The organism is Desulfosporosinus youngiae DSM 17734 (assembly GCF_000244895.1).
GTDB lineage: Bacteria > Bacillota > Desulfitobacteriia > Desulfitobacteriales > Desulfitobacteriaceae > Desulfosporosinus > Desulfosporosinus youngiae.
In genome coordinates, this window is record NZ_CM001441.1 from 4828393 (window position 1) to 4846467 (window position 18075).

Consider the following 18075-nt stretch of genomic DNA (forward strand, 5'->3'; position numbering starts at 1 on the left):
GTCTTTTTTTCTTAAGTGTATCTATTATTCTAAATTTTGTCAAAAAAACCTACTGACTAATGGCCGGGCATCAGGGGCGTGACAAGGGGACGGGGTTATTGACACAAAAATGCATTTTGTGTCAATAACCCCGTCCCTTAGTCACACCTGACACCCCTTTAAAGCGGATTCACCCGTATTTTTTCGAATTGAACCCGTCCATTCTCACGATAGATTTCTACGTTACGATAGTCTTCTTCTATTCGGACAATCTCCCTGCCAACCGAGATAATAACATTAGAATGGCAATAATCTACGTAAAGGCGGCCGCCGGAACTGATTTGGACAAAGGTTGAACTAACCTCCGAGCCTCCAAGTTCACGTATTTTTACAATCCCCCCCGCAAAAATTTTACCTCCCCGACATACACCATTAATCGTAACATTTCCTTCTACTCGAATAACCGAATTATAGGTTCCTTTCTGACACTCAAATGAACCTCCGCACTCAATAGATGTTCCTTGGACATAACTTACTATAAAACTGAGTTTCTCCGGAATTTCAACCGTCAGACTTTCGGCAAATTGTTCAAGGGCTTGATTCACCCGTTGCAAAAGAGGGATTGCATTTGGTTCTAAGGGCCCTAATCCTCCCAAAAAGTGTTTTGCTGTTCGGACAGAAACGATCAGGCCCTCTGTAATCATTTCATCCTCTTTATTATCTAAAACAAATTTCTCCACACATTTAGAAAGTTTAGGAAGGTCAGAAAACTGCTTTTCCATAATCAGCTTTAAGCATTGCCCCGGTTTAAGATTAACAGCCCCCGGAGACTTCATCAGCTCTCCGGTACGCTGTAAACAAACCTTCAAACGATCCCGCAAATCAGAGATAAGGCGCAGGAGTTCTGATCGAACCACGAATTTCTCTCCAACAAGTACCTTGCCCCCTAAAAGATTCTGATGAATCCTGGCCCCTTTTTCCGCCCTCAGCTCAGCATGTGAGACAGATCCCTTAATTTCCAACTTCCCTCCGGCAAAAATATGCAGTCCATCCTGGACATTTCCATTGACGAAAACGTCTCCCGGAAACTCGATGCTGCCGGTTGCCAGATCAACATCCTTATCCATGAGATAAACATTTTCAACCATATACGTCCTTTCATCCAAACGTATGGGCTGACCGGCACAAGCAGCCACTACTTCCAATCCATCATCTGAAAGATAGACATTCTTTTTCAGATTAAACTTAAGATCCTTCTCAGTGGCAGAGGGAAGAACCTTACCTAACACATCTTTGCCCGGAATCCCCGGCCTGCCTGGAATTTTACGAGCAAGAACGGCGCCTTCCTCAACCAGTTTCACCTTAGAAGCAAAAAAATCAATGGTTTGTTCCTCTGCCCCATACAGGACTTGAGCCTGTCCTACAAAATCTTCAATCCGAGCATGAATGGGTGCTACCGGAAGAGTCGCTTCAGCAAGAACGACTTCTCCAACCCCTTCGACTGCCATTATTTCCTCCCAAATCCCTTGTCTTAATCCATGGACCACCTTTAATTGCTCCAGATCTGCTTTCAACCTGGCCTCATCCCAAATCTCACCTTGGGCAGGCAAGTTCTCCCAACCTACATACTGCGCCAAATCAAGCACTTCCATACCGGGAATTACCGGAGCAAGGCTATAGCGCCCCGGCAGTTCATGTTTGACTTTTGCTGCGACAGACAAACCTTGAAATCGAAGGTTCAGCTCCCATGTCAGCTGACCTGCTTGGATTAAGGGATGAAATTCCACTTGCTCCCCTAAGCTCACTTGAAAGGATTTATTTTGAAGCACACCATTATACCAAACTTCGCCAGCCTTCGCATAGGGAATAATCTGTTTGACCCCTTCGCCAGGGCTGATAAGATAGTTAGTGCCATTCCAAATGGCTTGACTGGGATTTAAGACAGGGGCTTGAGTTTTATCCTGCCAAGAAAGCCTGACTGTCCACTGCCGGGAAAAAAAACTGGGTTTATCTATAACTTCAAGCGTGATGTTCTCTGGTAAAATATTGAGTTTACGGGCCCACTCCTCTTTAGTCCCTTCTAGAGAATGCGCCTGAATGACCTTTTCCGGCATATTAACACCCCGCTATTCATTCCGTTTTTTAAATAATATCATAATTCCCACCCATCCCTATAGGTCTTTAGTCCCAATAAATCACAAATTTCTAAACAATTATGTGTCGGGGACGGCGTGCCAACGGGAGCGGCCCTTTTAACACACTACAAGTGTGTCAAAAGGGCCACCCCCGTGACACGCCGTCCCCGACAGCTCCTTACAAAATTTCTACAGTGGTCGTATTTTTCTGATGTCCTGGAGATTCCCGTCCATTTGGATCTTTATTATTACCTGGAACAACAATGGAATCAAGGTCCTCTTTGTCAGTCCCATCATGCTGATTTCCCGGTGACTTTACCCCATTGGGATCTTGGCTATTACCAGGGACTTTAGGCACAGGCTTACTGGGTGTGGGTACGACAGGCTTTAATAAATCAACGCTGGCCTGCCCAATTATTTCATCGGTAGTCTTCCCTTGAAACAAGTTGGCAACCACTTTCTTAACTTCAACAGGATCCACCTTCCAATAGCTTATCCCATCAAGGTCTAAAAACGAACCCGGCAGGGTCTGGGAAACCACTTTCGAACTATCAAATCCAACCGCCACTTTAGCGAGCCTGAGAATGTCCTTAGAGGATACATTCGTATTAACCGCATCTAATATTTGGGGGACAAGAAAGGGGAGTTTGGGAATTGTGCTTAACTGAAACATCTCTTTAGCAACCGCTTTCAGCACTACCTGCTGCCTCGCGGTTCTTGAGATATCCGCTAAAGCATCATGACGGAAACGTGCATACTGCAGGGCTTTAGACCCATCTAAACGCTGCTCGCCTTTACGCAGATTGATATACCCATCCTCATCGTCACCAGTCTCATAGTACATATTTTTCTCAACGTTAACCGTTATTCCGCCCAGGGTATCGATGATTTTCTTAAACCCTTGAAAATTTGTTTGAACATATCCCGAGATTTTTTCCCCGGTTAACTCCTCTACCGTCTTTTGCAGGGTCGGTAAGTCCTTTAATAATACAATCTCATTAATCTTGACATAACCATGCCCCTTAAGAGAAACCCGCGTATCCCGGGGAATGGAAAGCAAGCTTATCTGTCCGCCTTTCGGATCCACACTTGCTAAAATTATTGTATCCGTGCTAAATGTTTTCTGATCAGGACGCTGATCTGCCCCAATAAGCAAGACGCTAACCCGATTTTTTAATTCATCAGCATTATTGGTTAGAGTTGAATCTGATTGATACCCATCCGGCATCTTTCCCGATTCAAAGGCTACCAGATAGCCGACAAACCCAACAGCTAAAACGACCGTCAAGGCAGCTGCCATCAGAAACAACTTTAATGCTCGCCGCACACTACCAACTCCAATAAAGTAACATCCTTTACACCCATTATACCCAACTTTTAATGTAAAAAAAGAATCATGATTAAATCTTTATAAAATATTAAGAAAACTGCTAATTTCTGGACGTAATTTGTCGTTCATTTATCGTTATCTAAGCTTAAATCATAAACATATCTGATGTTCAGAAAAATCCCGAATTGGGATTTCAGAAACTTGGTCAACAAAGCTAAGACCATAACGACTGACAAAACTTAAGGGGTTTAAAACTCTCTCCTGCCTGGAACGCTGGGGAGTAAGCCCATCTTCAAGCTGCTGCAGGATTTTTAACTGATCTCCACAGCGCTTGCGCTGTGCCTGCCAAACCTTTCCTTTCAAATACTCCAACTGAAAATTGACTTTCTCCTCATTTCGAATTAACCAGTCCCGGACATTGACATGAATCTCTTCTAATGGTTTAAGTTCAGCATATCCCTTTTTAATCTGTTCACGAAAATGCTGAAAGCGTTCATCAATATCCAGGGTATCCTGCTCCCTCACACATCGCTCTCTCCGGACTTCTAAGCCGCCATAAACATCCTCAATAGTTAAGGATTGTTTATTTAAGTATTTCTGCCAAGAAGGGGTGAGCACGACTGCAGACAGCCGGGGGAAGAGAATCGGCATAACGAATCCCAGGGCAGAAAAAACTCCACCCAGCTGAGCCCAATAATTCAGTTCTCCCGGCCCCGGAACATAGGCCAGCGTCGGAAACAGAAATTCCTGCACAACCGGACGAGTAACCACATTGGGAGAAAACCGTTCAGGAGCTTGAATCAGCAAGTCATTAAGCTTATCCAAATCCCAGGGTTCCTTTTCCCCGCGTAAATGAAAGGATTGATCTTCGTAAAGGATCGCCCGTCGTTCAGGCAGGCCAAGAAAAAGATTAACTTCCCCACCGGTTGGTTGAATTTGTGGATCAAATCCTAGTTCAACCCATTTTTTTGTTCGTTCCGTTAAAGCTTCCCGAACATCCACATGCATTTTTAAAATCTGTTCATACATAGGTGCCGCTAAATGTTTAAATCCCGGTAGCATTGGGTCGAAGAAAATCAGCCCCCATTTTTGGAGAAGCCACTGTAAGGTCAGGGCAAACCACTCCGTCAGATTTTCTGCCTGCTCCGTAAGCTGACGGCATTTTTTCAAAACAGAGACTCTAAATTCACTCTCAGGCAGCTCTAAGAGTTGGGCTTCAATCCGGTCCCAAGCCGGAACCTTTTGATGCCCTACAGATTCCCCACCCCCATCGCCGGGCAGAAGGCAGGAAAATGGTTTTCCATCCGAATTTAAAAAATAAGTCTCGCGAATTTCAAGCCAATCATGATCTTCACCGGCGATCCAAAAAATTGGGACAACAGGGCGGCCAAGCCTTTTACGCTGCTCTTTAGCCAATTGAATGGTCGTCATGGCTTTATAGAGGGTATATAAGGGACCGGTTAAGATTCCGGCTTGCTGTCCCGTGATCACAGCAAGGGTCTCTTTTTCTCTTAACTCTTCAATCATTTGCAGGGTTTCCGAATTAGCACCTAAACGCTTATGATACTCCTTCAGGGTATCCGCTAAAACCTCTCTGGAATAATTCCTTGAATCTAAATAAGCTGCCCGGCGTTTAAAACTCTCTTGGCTTTTGGGATCACCGCCCGGAAAAAATAAGGCTACTTGTTCAAAACAAGTAGCCATGGTTTGCATTGGATTTCTCATCTCTATCCCCCCGCTACCTTACCAGTACACGGTATTTTATCATGCACGGCTTGAAACCGCAATTCTTCCGGGCTCACCTTTTTTAACCCGGCCAATAACAGCCGCGGCAAGAGTTTTATGTTCCTTTAACTGTTTAATCAATCTGTCCGCCCGATCTTCCGGTACGGACAGCAATAAGCCTCCCGAGGTAATTGCATCAAAAAGGACAATTCTTAGTTCTTCTTTAACATCCGGTTCGAAAGCAACCTTAGCCTCAAGATGACGCCGGTTGGCCTGAGTTCCTCCGGGAACAGCCTTTTGCTGAATACAATCCCACACGCTGTCCAGAACAGGGACAGCTTCTGCATACACCTCAGCACAACAAGCGCTGGCTTCAAGCATCTCATGTAAATGCCCCAAAAGTCCAAAGCCGGTTACATCCGTGGCCGCATGCACACCAACCGATATGGCTGCTTCTGCAGCTCCCTTATTTAAGGCGGCCATAACCCTAATGACTTCCGCCTCGGCTTCAGGTGAAACAATTCCTCGCTTAATCCCGGTTGTGATGATTCCTACTCCAAGCGGTTTTGTAAAAACCAAGATATCCCCCGGCTCAGCTTTGGCATTGGAAAGAACCTGGTCCGGGTGCACGATTCCAGTGACCGACAGACCATATTTCGGCTCAGGATCATCGATTGAGTGCCCTCCGACCAGAACCGCACCCGACTCCCGAATCTTATCACTCCCGCCTTGAAGAATCTTAGCCAAAACTTCCATCTCCAACTTCTTAACCGGAAATGACACCAAGTTCATGGCCGTTATCGGCTTAGCACCCATCGCGTAAATATCACTTAAAGCATTAGCTGCCGCAATCTGTCCGAAGGCATAGGGATCATCCACTACAGGAGTAAAAAAATCAACGCTTTGCACAATGGCTTGCCGGTCATTTATCCGATAAACCCCAGCATCATCCGACGTCTCCATCCCAACCAAAAGGTTAGCATCCTCTTGATTAGGGGGTAAAAAGCGCAAAACTTGCGCCAGGTCTGAAGGACCTATTTTGCATCCTCAGCCAGCCTTCGTCGACATCTGGGTCAGCCTGACCTTATCCGTCACCTTATCCTGGGCCATATTAAGATCCATTCTTCACCCCACCCATCGCTGATTACAAACTATTCAATGCATTATTCTTTAATTATAACCCAATATAACCTTACGTCAACCTTCATCTAACGGTCCCATTCCCCTAACCGCCGGACGATCTCCTCGCTGTCACCATTTAACAAGGTTCGCACATCAATCAGGACCCAATCCTTGTGAATCCTTGAGAGTATCGCTACCGGACCTAAGCGTAAAAAGGTTTCCAGTTCAATAATGCTCCCCTGCTTCGGGCGAACAGCACACACCCAGGTTGGCAGCTCAGCTGTCGGCCAAGCCCCGCCACCCACCTGAGAGACATCCTCTTGCAGCTCGGCAAAAATCTTGGGGTTCAGCTGAAGTGCCATTACCAGCTCAGAAGCGACTTTATGTAGTTTATCCAAAGGAACCGAAAGCATCCTCCAGACAGGAATATCTTCAATTCCTCCATTTTCATATAAGCGAAGGGTCCCTTCAAGAGCCGCCAAGGTTAATTTATCCACCCTTAAAGCACGGGTTAATTGATTTTTCCTTAATTTCTCGACAAAAACCCGTTTCCCGACAATAATTCCGGCCTGCGGGCCGCCAAGCAATTTATCTCCGCTGAAGGATACAAGGGACAGTCCCGCTTTAACCGTTTGTTTAATGGTGGGCTCCGGCGGGAAGCCCAGATTTGTTCCATCAAAGAAACTGCCGCTGCCCAAGTCTTCCATTACAGGCACATCATGCTTTTCTCCAAGCTCTACCAACTCAGACCCTGAAACAGCATGAGTAAACCCTTCAACCCGGTAATTACTCGTATGAACTTTTAATAAAAGAGCCGTATCCGGGCCAATCACTGCTTCATAGTCTTTCAGCCAAGTCTTATTGGTCGCCCCAACCTCCACCAATTTTGCTCCGCCGGCTTTTAGGACCTCCGGTATTCGAAACGATCCGCCAACTTCCACTAGTTCCCCGCGGGAAACGATAACTTCTTTCCCTTGAGCAAAGGTATTCATCATCAGTAACACTGCCGCAGCATTATTATTGACCACCATTGCAGCTTCTGCTCCAGTCAGACGACAAAGGAGCTCTTCAACATGGGCATAGCGGGAGCCCCGCTCCCCAGTCTCAATGTTCAACTCCAAATTGCTGTATCTTTCCCCTTGATCAGCGACAAACCGCGCGACTTCCGGCGCGAGCAACGCTCTTCCGCAATTAGTATGTAAAACAACCCCCGTAGCGTTGATAACCCGCCTCAAACTGGACTCAGCTCGCGTCAACCTCAGGAAAAGCTCACTTAATAGCCCCGGCCAAAGGGTTGCTTCAAATTCTTCGAACGAATCTGTATGATTTTGGGATATAGTTTCCCTGGCACTTTGTAAAACCTGTCGAACGCAATGAGTTAAACGGGGCAAGCACCGCTCATTCGTCATAAACGGACGGAATTCTGTTTCGTCTTCCAACCGGGAAATTACCTCATGAACCGCCGGAAGTGCCCTTAAACGTCTATGTATCTCTTTTTGCACTGATCCCCACTCCTTATAGACCGATTCTATTATCGACCAAATTCCCTCAATCTGGCCCGCAGACTTTTTAGGATTTCGACAGCACTATTAGCATATGATAAAGGAAACTCACGCAGTGAGTTTGTCCAGTCCGTAAACTCGCAGTTCTTATGTGGGAGTTCCATAGGACCAAGCTTAAACTGAACGAGTATACTGACCTTTATTTTTTATTAGCTGAAGTTATCTGTTATCTGGTCTTCAACCATTGACCTTTGACCTTTGACTTCTGACTCTTGCTCCTCTAACTTCTAATTCAAGGAGGTATTTCATGTCTAACATCAGCCTAACTGGTCCACTTGAACAGCCAACGCAGCAGGCTGTTATTCTCCCCTTTAAACTGCGCTCCCAAACAAATGAACAATTCTCTCCTTGTATCTTTTGCGGTAAAACAGTGAAGATTCAGAGATTTAAAGGAAAAACCGTTTGCATCAGCTGTCTTCATGAAATCCCGGAGATTTTTTCCTTTGGTTAATCCAGATTTTTCACCGGGATCAAACTTGCTTACAAAAAGGACCTTAGATCCGGAAATAAATGTGAGTTGGACCCCGGATTAATGAAACCAAGTAATACACTTGGACTAGCAAACAAAAGGGAAGCATTTGCTTCCCTTTTAAAGTACCTCGCTTTGTGCCGTTTTATTGAAAGAAGCATTAAGAATCTGCACGGCCCTGGCTGAAATAATCTCTTTTCCATGTTCAGATAGGAAAACTCCGGTTGTACCTACGATCTCACCGTATTCATCAAGGATTGCCTCGGCAAATAACCGTTTCTTACCTGTTCCCATCCGGTTGAGTACGAGATAATATTCTTTTTCGAATTCATAAAGGCTTGAACGAAGCTGAGCAAATTCCGGCAAACGCCCAACCGCCGAAATCACGTCTTCGAGATCGGCAAATACATAGACTAATTCCGTCACCCGACCTTTAGAGGATTTCCGAACCACCTTCTCTTTAACAGAACCTTCAGCTTGATCCTCCTGTTTCATAATCGTGATTACAAACTCATCATTTGCTGCCACGGTTGCCTGAATCCAGAAAGGCTGATCTAAATTAAATTCAACTTCTTCTCTGGCTTGTGCAATGAGTTCCCAAAACAACTGCTCCGTCTTAGCCGATCTCTGAAAAAGATCAGCCATCGTTATATCCCTATCAGTTAATTCTGTTAAAGAGATAAAGATGCGGATGGTATGCTCATTAACTTTTTGTACACGCATATTCCACACTCTCCTTTCCGCATCGATTCTTACTCAAAACTATACTTACTTTATCTTATTCCCATTATAGCATATTACGCCAATACTTTTCCCGTGAAATCATGAGATTTGCAGATTCTCAATATTATCCAACCTGAATGAGCTCATAATCGCGGCTTCCTAAACCAATCTCTTCTCCATAGGAAAGCTGAATTGTCCAGTCTATCTCCGGGAACAGTACCCGGAATTTATCATGTTCGCCATGGCGGGCACCAAGCTCTGATAAGGGATTTCCGTGGGCCTGATTAATCAGATCCACAGCCGCCTGGTCAATAGCAACCGGATCCTTAGACGCCAGAATACCAATATCTCCGACGATCGGCACATCATTCCAACCACAACAGTCGCAAAGGGGCGAAACGTTGGTCACAAAGGTAATAAATCCGGTTTTCCCCTCTTTACCTTTGAGGACCCCAACCGTATATTCCGCTATCTTTTCCTGAATAGTATCAGCTTCTGTCTTCCAGTTAATTGCAATCGCCCGGACTGGGCAGGTGACCGTACATTCGCCGCACCCTATACATTTACTCTGAGAAATCTTCGCCTTGCTTTCTACCACAATAGCCTCGGCAGGACACCATTTCGCACATTTCCCACAGGCGATGCAAGCCTCTTCATTAATTTGGGGCAGCAGATCCGAATGCTGCTGTTGTTTTCCGGCACGACTGCCTAAACCCATGCCCAAATTCTTTAATGTCCCTCCGAACCCTGTTGCTTCATGCCCTTTTAAGTGGGTAACCGCCAGCAGTGCATCCGCGTGGACTGCGGCACTTCCGATTTTCACTTCTTTGAAATGCTTAAGGTTTACCGGCACAGTTACATAGTCTTTCCCATTTAAGCCATCGGCAATCATTAAAGGAGCCCCCACAACAGAATAATCAAAACCATTCTCAATAGCTGTTTCTAAATGATCCACCCCATTAGAACGTGAACCGGCATAAAGGGTATTAGCATCCGTTAAGAAAGGACGTCCGCCTTTTTTCTTGACCTGCTCAACAACACGCCGCACATATTGTGCCGGAACATAGGCAAGATTGCCGCGTTCTCCAAAATGCAGCTTGATTGCCACAAGGTCTTTAGGGGCGATTACATCCAGTAATCCCGCTCGTACAATCAAAGTCTCCAGTTTCTTAAGGAGACTTTCTCCTCGTTTCGTCTTCATGCTGGTGAAATAGACTTTCGAACTCAAAACAATCACTCCTGACAATGTCAATATTTCTATGTTATAGGCAAATTAAGTCTATAGCAAGTCCCCTAAAAGCTCACAGCGTACAACCTCCCGTCTTGCCGGCAGATACATAAGTTTAACGTGATCATCAACGTTCAATTGTTCATACACATAAGAATCGACATAAAACTGGGTTTGCTGTACTCCGCTTCGTATATCCACAACATATGAGCTTGAACCTGAGTCAAAGGACTTTCCCTGAACCGAACCTTGGATTATCCCTGGTTTATGAAACCAATCCGGTTGAGAAAACAAGAAGAGTTCTGTATAGACTCCCAGTATTCCGACCCAAATTGAGACTTTCGCCAGCCAAAGTAAAAAACCCCAAGCATCACGCGCATAACGCCAGGTTCTAAAGAACTTCCAGCCCAGTCGGGAGAGTATTACTCCATATATCAAAAAGAGTACGATTAGATTAGGCCACGTCGTACTCCATAGATAACGATAATAGTCTGCCATTTCTTACCCCTTTGCAAAACAGTATACCTAAAATTTATCACAGGCTGAATGTTTCCTTAAACACGAATAGTTTAAACGTCTGCCAACATTAATCTAGTTCGCTAAAGAGGCCTTATCTCCTTCCTGATAACGATAATTAATGGATCGAAACCAAAAAGGAGCAGTGTTTCTCACGCTCCCTAAATAAACGATCTTAATCGTGACGCACTATTCCACTTTGACTAGGCTTCCCAATCGTTTTTTAATCCAACCATGATCTTCTGTACGTAATTCTGAGTTTCCTTATAGGGAGGAATCCCTTTGTATTTATCCACAGCACCAGGTCCGGCATTATAAGCTGCCAGGCTCAAGGGAATATTTCCTTGAAAACGATCGAGCAAATCCTTTAAGAAATGCGTGCCCCCATCTAAATTCTGGATCGGGTCAAAGGGGTCCTGTACTCCATAAGAAGCGGCGGTTCCCGGCATTAACTGCATTAATCCCATAGCTCCAGCGGATGATTTTGCATCTGGATTGAATCCCGATTCTGCTTTGACAACCTGCTGAATAAGACTCGGATCCACTCCATATTTTTGGGCCATAGAATAAATAAGGTGTTCCACCGAACGGCGATTCCCACTCTTAGCCTCAGGTTCCTGAACCCGGCTATAGTCATTGACCGGATAGTTGAATTCTCCAAAAGAACTTGTCCCTCCTCCAAGAGCGGCTTTAAGCAAGGTCGCAAATAGAAGGGCCTTTGAACTGCTGCTTTCATCAGCTCCAGATAAACCTGCCTGCTCAGTTTGAGCAGACTGCCAGGCAGTATTCATCTCTAGAAGTTGAAATAAGAGGAACATTTGAGCGACGTTCATCTAAAAGAAACCTCCTATTCTACCTGAAAAGGTTGGAAAGTAATACACCTGCTAGTGAAAGGATAATTGGCTAAGTCCCTGCACTTCATCGTTCTCAAGTATTTTTTCCGGAACAAGTTGGATAATGATCCGATCTGACAGATTAACTACTCCACCAATAAAGGGTGCAGTAACCAGCGGTGGGGGCGGGGCAATATTCTCTAAAATACGTACCTCACGAACCTGGTCCACAGCAAAACCTATCTGATTACCATGAACCTCGGTAATTAAGGCGAATGTGTTCTCCATAGAGTCTGCATCTTTAGATGTTATAGCTTCTGTTGTACCGTTTGCTTGCTCGATGCCAAACCGATCATGTAAATCAACAATTGGGATCGCCATACCTCGAATATTAACCAATCCCCGTACGTACGAGGGGGCTTTGGGAATTGTACGTACCTCCGCTAAACGGGTAATTTCCCGGACTACCTCGATTGGCATCGCATACTCTTCCTGACCTAGGGTAAAAACGACCACTTGAACAGCCATCCTAACACATCCTCTGCAACTATATCTTCCCGACCTCATTAACTGCTTTTGCTAACATCTCATCTTGAGTCTGAATCAGTTTCTGATTAGCTTCATAGGCTTTCATGACCGACATCATGTTCACCAATTGTCCTGAAAGGTCTACATTGGAGTTTTCAATGGCTCCCTGTCGAACTTGTGCCCCAACCGAAGCTTGAACCGGCTGAGCTGAACTATACAAGGATTGCCCTGCACGCTGTAAAGCATCTTCCGGAATCTCCACAATACGCAAACGATTGACGTATTGTCCTTGATCCATTACCGTGCCATCTGCACTAATGCTGAATTCGGAACTTAAAGGTCCGATCGGACCTTCTTCTCCTTGAAGTGTGAAGCCTTCAGCCGTTCGAAGCATCCCGGCACTATCCAACTGGAAATGACCATTGCGTGTATACCGTTCTCCTTCCGGAGTCTGAACTACAAAATATCCTGGCGTAGTAAGAGCTAAGTCAGCATTGGCATCTGTCACGTCCAGAGATCCTTGAACATTAGACCAAGAAATCCGGTCAACCCCTAACCCTGTCCCCATCCCACCAATTGCTACAGCCCCGGAGACCTGGTTTCCTTCTATACGCTGAATGAGCTTTGCCGGAAAGGAAATATTACTGGCCAGTTGTTCTTTAAAGCCGGCTGTCTTAATATTGACCACGTTATCCCCTATTACTTCGCTTTGGGTTTGCGCGGCTAACATTCCCGTGGCTGAAGTATATAATCCCCGTATCATGTTTACCCCACCTTTACTTAACAACCATCCGCAGCAATCCCAACTGTGAAGAGATAGTACGAGTAAGAGAATTATAATATAGGCCATTCTCAGCCACATTAGCCATTTCACGGTCGACATCCACGTTATTTCCATCATTGCGCAAAGAGGTTGAATGATCCGTCACAATCCCCGAACCACTGCCGTCTTCGAAACCATGAAGGTGTTTGGGAGATGTCAGCTTCATAGGCAGGTTCCCACTCTCTTCACCTAAAGCTGCATTAAGAACTACTTGAAAATCAACATCTGAACGTTTAAAGTTCGGAGTGTCAATATTGGCAACATTATCAGCCAAGACCTGTTGCCTCAGGCTCGAGGCATTCAGTCCTTTCTGTAAAACGTTTAAAACCGGTGTTTCTAACCAACCAGCCATACAGCTTTTTACCTCCTCAGGGCATTAGCAATTCCCCACATCTTATCTCCATCCTGAACCAGCCTTGCACTCATTTGATACGCTCTCTGAACCTGAATGAGATCCGTCATAGAAGCAGCCATGTCCACATTGGATTGTTCCAAAGACTTACTGCGAAGGGTTCCAAGCACCAGATTTCCGGCTGTGATACCACCTGGTTGTCCAACCTGGGCTTCACCCGAATTAAGCGTAGGCACAAAAAGATTGTTCTCGCTTCTTTGCAGGCCCTCAGGATTTTGAAATCCTGCCAGAACAATCTGGCCAAATACCCTGCTTTCCCCATCTATAAGCCCGGTAATATCGCCATTGGCAGCAACTGCTACTTCTGAAGCACCATAGGGAATCAAGCCATTGGTTTGGACAATATTTCCCTGCATATCCGTAAGCTGCTCTGATTCATCGATCTGAAAAGCACCTGCCCGGGTATAACTTATCTCTCCATCCGGAGTTTGAACCTGAAAGAAACCCGCTCCGTCAATCCCTAAGTCTAAAGGGCGCTCAGTCTGTTCCAGAACCCCTTGCTGAAGATTCGTCTCAATTCCGCTATACAGCACTCCGGCTCCCACGTCCAGAGTACCCACAGTATTGGGATCTTCAGCATTTATTCTTCCGGAACGCACCTCTGTCGCCAGCGCCTCTGCAAAAACCATCTTATTGGCCTTAAAGCCAGGCGTGCCGGCATTTGCTAAATTATTCCCTATAGTGTCTATTGCTAACTGCTGGGCACGGAGGCCCGACGCAGCAGTTCCTGCCAGGCGCATGAAGCAACCCTCCGTCTTCTCGAACTTAGTTTAGAGCTCATCATAACCACTAGCGTTTGAGATTAATGAGTTCTTCCAAGAGCGTATCTGAGACCGTGATTACCCTCGAATTAGCCTGGAAACCACGCTGAGTTACGATCATATCCGTGAATTCCGTGGAAAGGTCAACGTTGGACATTTCTAAATTATTGGAAATGATGCTTGCCCGGCCATCCTCACCGGCAGCCCCGATACTGGCCATTCCAGAGTTATTAGACATCGTGAAAAAATTACCGCCCACATTCTGAAGACCGGCATCATTGGCAAAGGAGGCTACCGCGATTTGAGCTATTTTATGAGACACCTCGTCTACTCCATTACTGTATACCCCGGTAATTACCCCGCTTTGGTCGATGCTGAAGTCTTTTAGGGTATGGGGTTTGTTCGTGAAATCGTAACTGATTGAGGTTGTTGCAACGGTATCATCTGGAGGAACTGCATCCTGAACAACACCTGCATCATCAGTGTAAGCAGGAACTCCAGCGTGCATTGGCCCAAAAGTAATTTGATAATTTCCCCCGCTCAAAGCTTTTATTGTATATTGTCCATTTCCTGGCGTATCAGAATCAGTATACGTGTAAGGATCAACTGAATTATTATATACCGTAGCTCCTGGCTTGGGTGGATACGCTACAATGACAGTACCAAGCGTTGTTGTAGTCGCATCAACACTATCGATTATTGCTGGGCTATTGCTAGTGCCACCATCTGATGGGTCCTGAAAATGGATAGTTATTGGATTAGCTGTACTGGGAACACAATCAGAGGCAAATGTTATTAATCCATGTATTGGATCAAAAGAGAATTGCCCAGACAATGGAGTACCACTTACCCTTGTCATTCCATCAATTGTCAAATTTTGGGCTCCTATCAAGTCTGTGTCCTCATACATGTAATTTGCTGAAAGATCCGATGCTGCTGATAAAGTAATGTTCGAGTTATCAGACTCAGGTATCGGGAAAAAGCTATCCGCCGCCAATACATCCCCTATCTTAAACCTTATATCCGATACAGCCCCCCTCGTATCATCAGCTCCCCAACTGAAGCCCTGAACCTTAGCTCCTGTGGCCGGATCTATAAGAGTACCATTGCTGTCCCGGTCAAACCCACCGGCACGAGTGTAGACTTCCTGTCCGTTATAATTCAAGACAAAGAATCCCGTTCCTTGTAACATCAAATCCGTCGCTTTACCTGTGGATTGTGAACTTCCCTGGGTCATAATTTGATCGATGGAACCTATTCTCATCCCTAGACCAACTTGTGTCGCGTTTGTCCCCCCTTGAGTCGGGGAAGCAGCAGAGGCTCCTTTCATGGTTTGACTCAGTTCGGTGGCAAATGACACCCGGCTCCTCTTAAAACCTGGCGTATTAACATTGGAAATGTTATTGCCGATAACATCCATTTTAACTTGATGATTTTTCAGCCCCGAAATGGCGGAATATAATGAACGCATCATAAAACGTATATCCTCCCTATTATCTTAATACCCTGCTAAACCAGCAGGGATAATATCTATGTTAACGTGAACGGTTAAACGGTTTCCAATTCAGGTTCTGTTACAGGTTTATCTTCTTCCGCACCCGTATCTTCATTGATATCACTGGATTCATCGTTAACAGGCGGAATTATCTCAGGGGTTTTTTCTTTAACGAGCGTAATCAGACCCATTTCCAAATCCACAACGGTTCCGTCTTCCTTGAGAATTCGGAGCTTAGGGTCCCCGTCAAGCCACTTAACCGCTTCAACGGTACCTTCCAGTATGGTCTTCCCATCAATATCCACGCCACTCACCCATTTGCCGATCATAGCTGCCCCTTGTATAAGAGACGATTGTTGAGAGAAAAAAGTCATATTTTTATTCAAAGCGTCCATAGATGTTGCAATATTATTCATTTGCTCTAAGGAACTGAACTGGGCTAATTGCGCAATCGAATCTTTATTATCTGTTGGGTTTAAAGGATCTTGATTTTGCATTTGGGCTATAAGCAACTTGAGAAAATCATCTTTCCCCAGTGTATCATTAGTTATGATTGATTGGCTTCCGCTCAAAGTATTAGATGAACCGCTCTTAGACGTTCCATTAATAGTGTTAGTCATAGTTCCCTCCTATGCCGTGACATTAATGCGATTGATTCCATCCTGACCGAGAGAAATTGAATTGACCATGGAGATCAGATCCTCATCTGCGTTAGAGAGTGAGTTACTTGGCCGGAACGTCCTTTGGGCCTCATCCCCCTGCGGCTGTTGCCGCCCTTCTCCCTCTTGCCCCATTTGCAGCGAGCCGCAGTTCACACCTTGACTCATCAGATTCTGGCGCAAATCAGCGAGCTGATTCTGCAAAAGCTGTCCGGTCGCCGCCTCTGAAGCTTGTACTTGCAAATGGACCTGCCCGCTCTCCCAACGTAATAATATCCTGATCTTCCCTAAATCTTCCGGATGGAGCTGAATATCTAACTCCTTCAAAGCCTGCTGCCTGCTCATGATTTGCTCACGAACTACCACAGAGATCTGTTCCCATACGGGAATCGCAACAAATTTTCCATCTGAAAGAGTCAGAGGTAATAGGTTGGCAACTGACCCTGCTCCAGTGCTTGGCGGCTGGGCATGACTATCTTTTGTCCCAGAGAGTTCGACGGATTTCATGAGATGTTCTTTGGGAACTTCTTCATTAAGAATAGCATGGAAACTGTTTAGGGCCTTGCTTTCCTGCTGACTCATTGCCTCGAATTTCTTGTGAACATTGTCAGAAAGAAAACCTGCGGCATTCATATCTTTCACGGTGCCAGAGATTGATTTGATGAATTCCAAGTCAATCCCAAGACCCTTTAGCTCTTTGAGAGCTTCCTTTAATCCCGGAACTGCTTGCGCATTTCCGGCCTCTTCTTTAAGTAAAGGGTAAAGGGCGGCTAAGAGACTGGCTGCCTTCATGTTCAGCTCAGGGTTACCACCATCAACTTTACCACTTCCTACCGCTAAACCCTCAATTAATAGGTGTAGTCCGTTTTTCCAAATGGTATTTAATTCATTTTTTATATCATTTGCTGCCGACATATCTGCAGTAGACATCCAGTCTTGTACGACTTTCCCGATATCCTGTCGAGTATCCTTAGTTCCGCCGCTGTTAGCTGCTGACGAGTCAGCTAACGAATTTTTCTCTTCTCCAACACCCTCGGTCACCGTTATCCAGTTTTGAACAATCCTCGCCAAGTCCTGACTTAAATCCTTTGGTCCTGTGCTCCCTCCCAGGTAGTTCCCCTCTGAGGTGGAGTCTGTAATCGTACCTGATAGTGCCACTAAAAGATTGGTTATTATCCGTCTATATTTATCCAATTCCGCATTTCCAAGGTTATCCCCCTGAGAGTTTAGCGCCAACATTCCTATCGGCACATCATCCTCATTTGAAGCTAACTCAACATCTTTACCTGCTGCACCCGACACATTGGTTAATGCCAGATTAGCTAATGACGAACTCTCACTTCCCTGACTTATACGTTCTCCGGAATTGGCCTCCTTGCCTGCCGGAAGATCACTCTGAAGCATCATCTCTGTAAGAAACGGAAGTACATGGTTACCATACCCGAGAATGCTTCCCAATCCATTCAAGTTCTGATCACTTTGTCCTGGATTAGCAGCATTGCTCTGAACTTCCTCCGAATCTTGATCCGCTTTAGAGGAGCTTTGCCCTTTCGGATTTGAGTCTAAGTTCATTTTGCCATTAAGTACTACAGCAAAAATTGCCGCCGCATTATCATTGCAGCCTGCTGCCTCTTTTCCCTTTGAAGATACCAAGTTCTCTGATTTATACCCACTCTTAAGGTTATCCGAAAGGACATGAATACCTGTCATTTGCCACCACCTCACTAAAAAGACTCTATATCCTATATCGACAAACTATCCACAAAACATTAGGT

General features: G+C 45.3%; 17 protein-coding genes. 1 reads left to right on the plus strand and 16 read right to left on the minus strand.

What is annotated here, in order from left to right:
- Window positions 1-158: 158 nt before the first annotated feature.
- The 5 genes from DESYODRAFT_RS22350 to selA all read right to left on the minus strand — a co-directional run bounded on the left by DESYODRAFT_RS22350 (window position 159) and on the right by selA (window position 7793).
- On the minus strand, window positions 159-2093 hold the full coding sequence (locus tag DESYODRAFT_RS22350; RefSeq protein WP_007786561.1) for a FapA family protein: 1935 nt from the start codon (window positions 2091-2093) through the stop codon (window positions 159-161).
- 199 nt (window positions 2094-2292) lie between these two features.
- Window positions 2293-3441: an LCP family protein gene (locus DESYODRAFT_RS22355; protein WP_007786562.1), complete on the minus strand. Its 1149-nt coding sequence runs from the start codon at window positions 3439-3441 to the stop codon at window positions 2293-2295.
- Window positions 3442-3594: 153 nt separating this feature from the next.
- Window positions 3595-5169: a bacillithiol biosynthesis cysteine-adding enzyme BshC gene (gene bshC, locus DESYODRAFT_RS22360; protein WP_007786564.1), complete on the minus strand. Its 1575-nt coding sequence runs from the start codon at window positions 5167-5169 to the stop codon at window positions 3595-3597.
- 39 nt (window positions 5170-5208) lie between these two features.
- Entirely contained in the window at window positions 5209-6279 is a 1071-nt protein-coding gene (selD, locus tag DESYODRAFT_RS22365) for a selenide, water dikinase SelD (protein ID WP_083842266.1), read from the minus strand.
- 98 nt (window positions 6280-6377) lie between these two features.
- Complete coding sequence (gene selA, locus DESYODRAFT_RS22370) at window positions 6378-7793, minus strand: L-seryl-tRNA(Sec) selenium transferase (protein WP_007786566.1); 1416 nt, start codon at window positions 7791-7793, stop codon at window positions 6378-6380.
- A gap of 307 nt (window positions 7794-8100) precedes the next feature.
- On the opposite strand from selA, the gene DESYODRAFT_RS22375 reads away from it, so the two are divergent.
- Window positions 8101-8304, plus strand: a complete 204-nt coding sequence (locus tag DESYODRAFT_RS22375) for a hypothetical protein (RefSeq protein WP_007786567.1) — start codon at window positions 8101-8103, stop codon at window positions 8302-8304.
- 138 nt (window positions 8305-8442) lie between these two features.
- Here the strand turns inward: DESYODRAFT_RS22375 and DESYODRAFT_RS22380 are convergent, their stop codons facing one another.
- From DESYODRAFT_RS22380 to DESYODRAFT_RS22430, 11 genes are all read right to left on the minus strand, one after another.
- Window positions 8443-9045 carry an adaptor protein MecA gene (locus tag DESYODRAFT_RS22380; protein WP_007786568.1) on the minus strand — a complete coding sequence of 201 codons (603 nt, stop codon included), beginning with the start codon at window positions 9043-9045 and terminating at the stop codon, window positions 8443-8445.
- 124 nt (window positions 9046-9169) lie between these two features.
- Window positions 9170-10273, minus strand: a complete 1104-nt coding sequence (locus DESYODRAFT_RS22385; RefSeq protein ID WP_007786569.1) for a DUF362 domain-containing protein — start codon at window positions 10271-10273, stop codon at window positions 9170-9172.
- A 51-nt stretch (window positions 10274-10324) separates the two neighbouring features.
- Complete coding sequence (locus tag DESYODRAFT_RS22390; protein WP_007786570.1) at window positions 10325-10771, minus strand: hypothetical protein; 447 nt, start codon at window positions 10769-10771, stop codon at window positions 10325-10327.
- Between the two features lie 221 nt (window positions 10772-10992).
- Complete coding sequence (locus DESYODRAFT_RS22395; protein WP_007786571.1) at window positions 10993-11622, minus strand: lytic transglycosylase domain-containing protein; 630 nt, start codon at window positions 11620-11622, stop codon at window positions 10993-10995.
- Window positions 11623-11673: 51 nt separating this feature from the next.
- Window positions 11674-12150, minus strand: a complete 477-nt coding sequence (locus tag DESYODRAFT_RS22400; RefSeq protein ID WP_007786572.1) for a chemotaxis protein CheW — start codon at window positions 12148-12150, stop codon at window positions 11674-11676.
- A gap of 19 nt (window positions 12151-12169) precedes the next feature.
- Window positions 12170-12913, minus strand: coding sequence for a flagellar hook-basal body protein (locus DESYODRAFT_RS22405; RefSeq protein WP_007786574.1), 744 nt, complete (start codon window positions 12911-12913; stop codon window positions 12170-12172).
- A 13-nt stretch (window positions 12914-12926) separates the two neighbouring features.
- A complete protein-coding gene (gene flgB / locus DESYODRAFT_RS22410) occupies window positions 12927-13325 on the minus strand; it encodes a flagellar basal body rod protein FlgB (RefSeq protein WP_007786575.1) in 399 nt (132 codons plus the stop codon).
- Between the two features lie 8 nt (window positions 13326-13333).
- The gene (locus DESYODRAFT_RS22415) at window positions 13334-14125 is read right to left on the minus strand and encodes a flagellar hook-basal body protein (protein WP_007786576.1); all 792 of its coding nucleotides are present in this window, start codon (window positions 14123-14125) and stop codon (window positions 13334-13336) included.
- Between the two features lie 49 nt (window positions 14126-14174).
- On the minus strand, window positions 14175-15620 hold the full coding sequence (locus DESYODRAFT_RS22420; RefSeq protein WP_007786577.1) for a flagellar hook protein FlgE: 1446 nt from the start codon (window positions 15618-15620) through the stop codon (window positions 14175-14177).
- Between the two features lie 74 nt (window positions 15621-15694).
- Window positions 15695-16261: a flagellar hook capping FlgD N-terminal domain-containing protein gene (locus tag DESYODRAFT_RS22425; protein WP_007786578.1), complete on the minus strand. Its 567-nt coding sequence runs from the start codon at window positions 16259-16261 to the stop codon at window positions 15695-15697.
- Window positions 16262-16270: 9 nt separating this feature from the next.
- On the minus strand, window positions 16271-18010 hold the full coding sequence (locus DESYODRAFT_RS22430) for a flagellar hook-length control protein FliK (protein ID WP_007786579.1): 1740 nt from the start codon (window positions 18008-18010) through the stop codon (window positions 16271-16273).
- Window positions 18011-18075 lie beyond the last annotated feature (65 nt).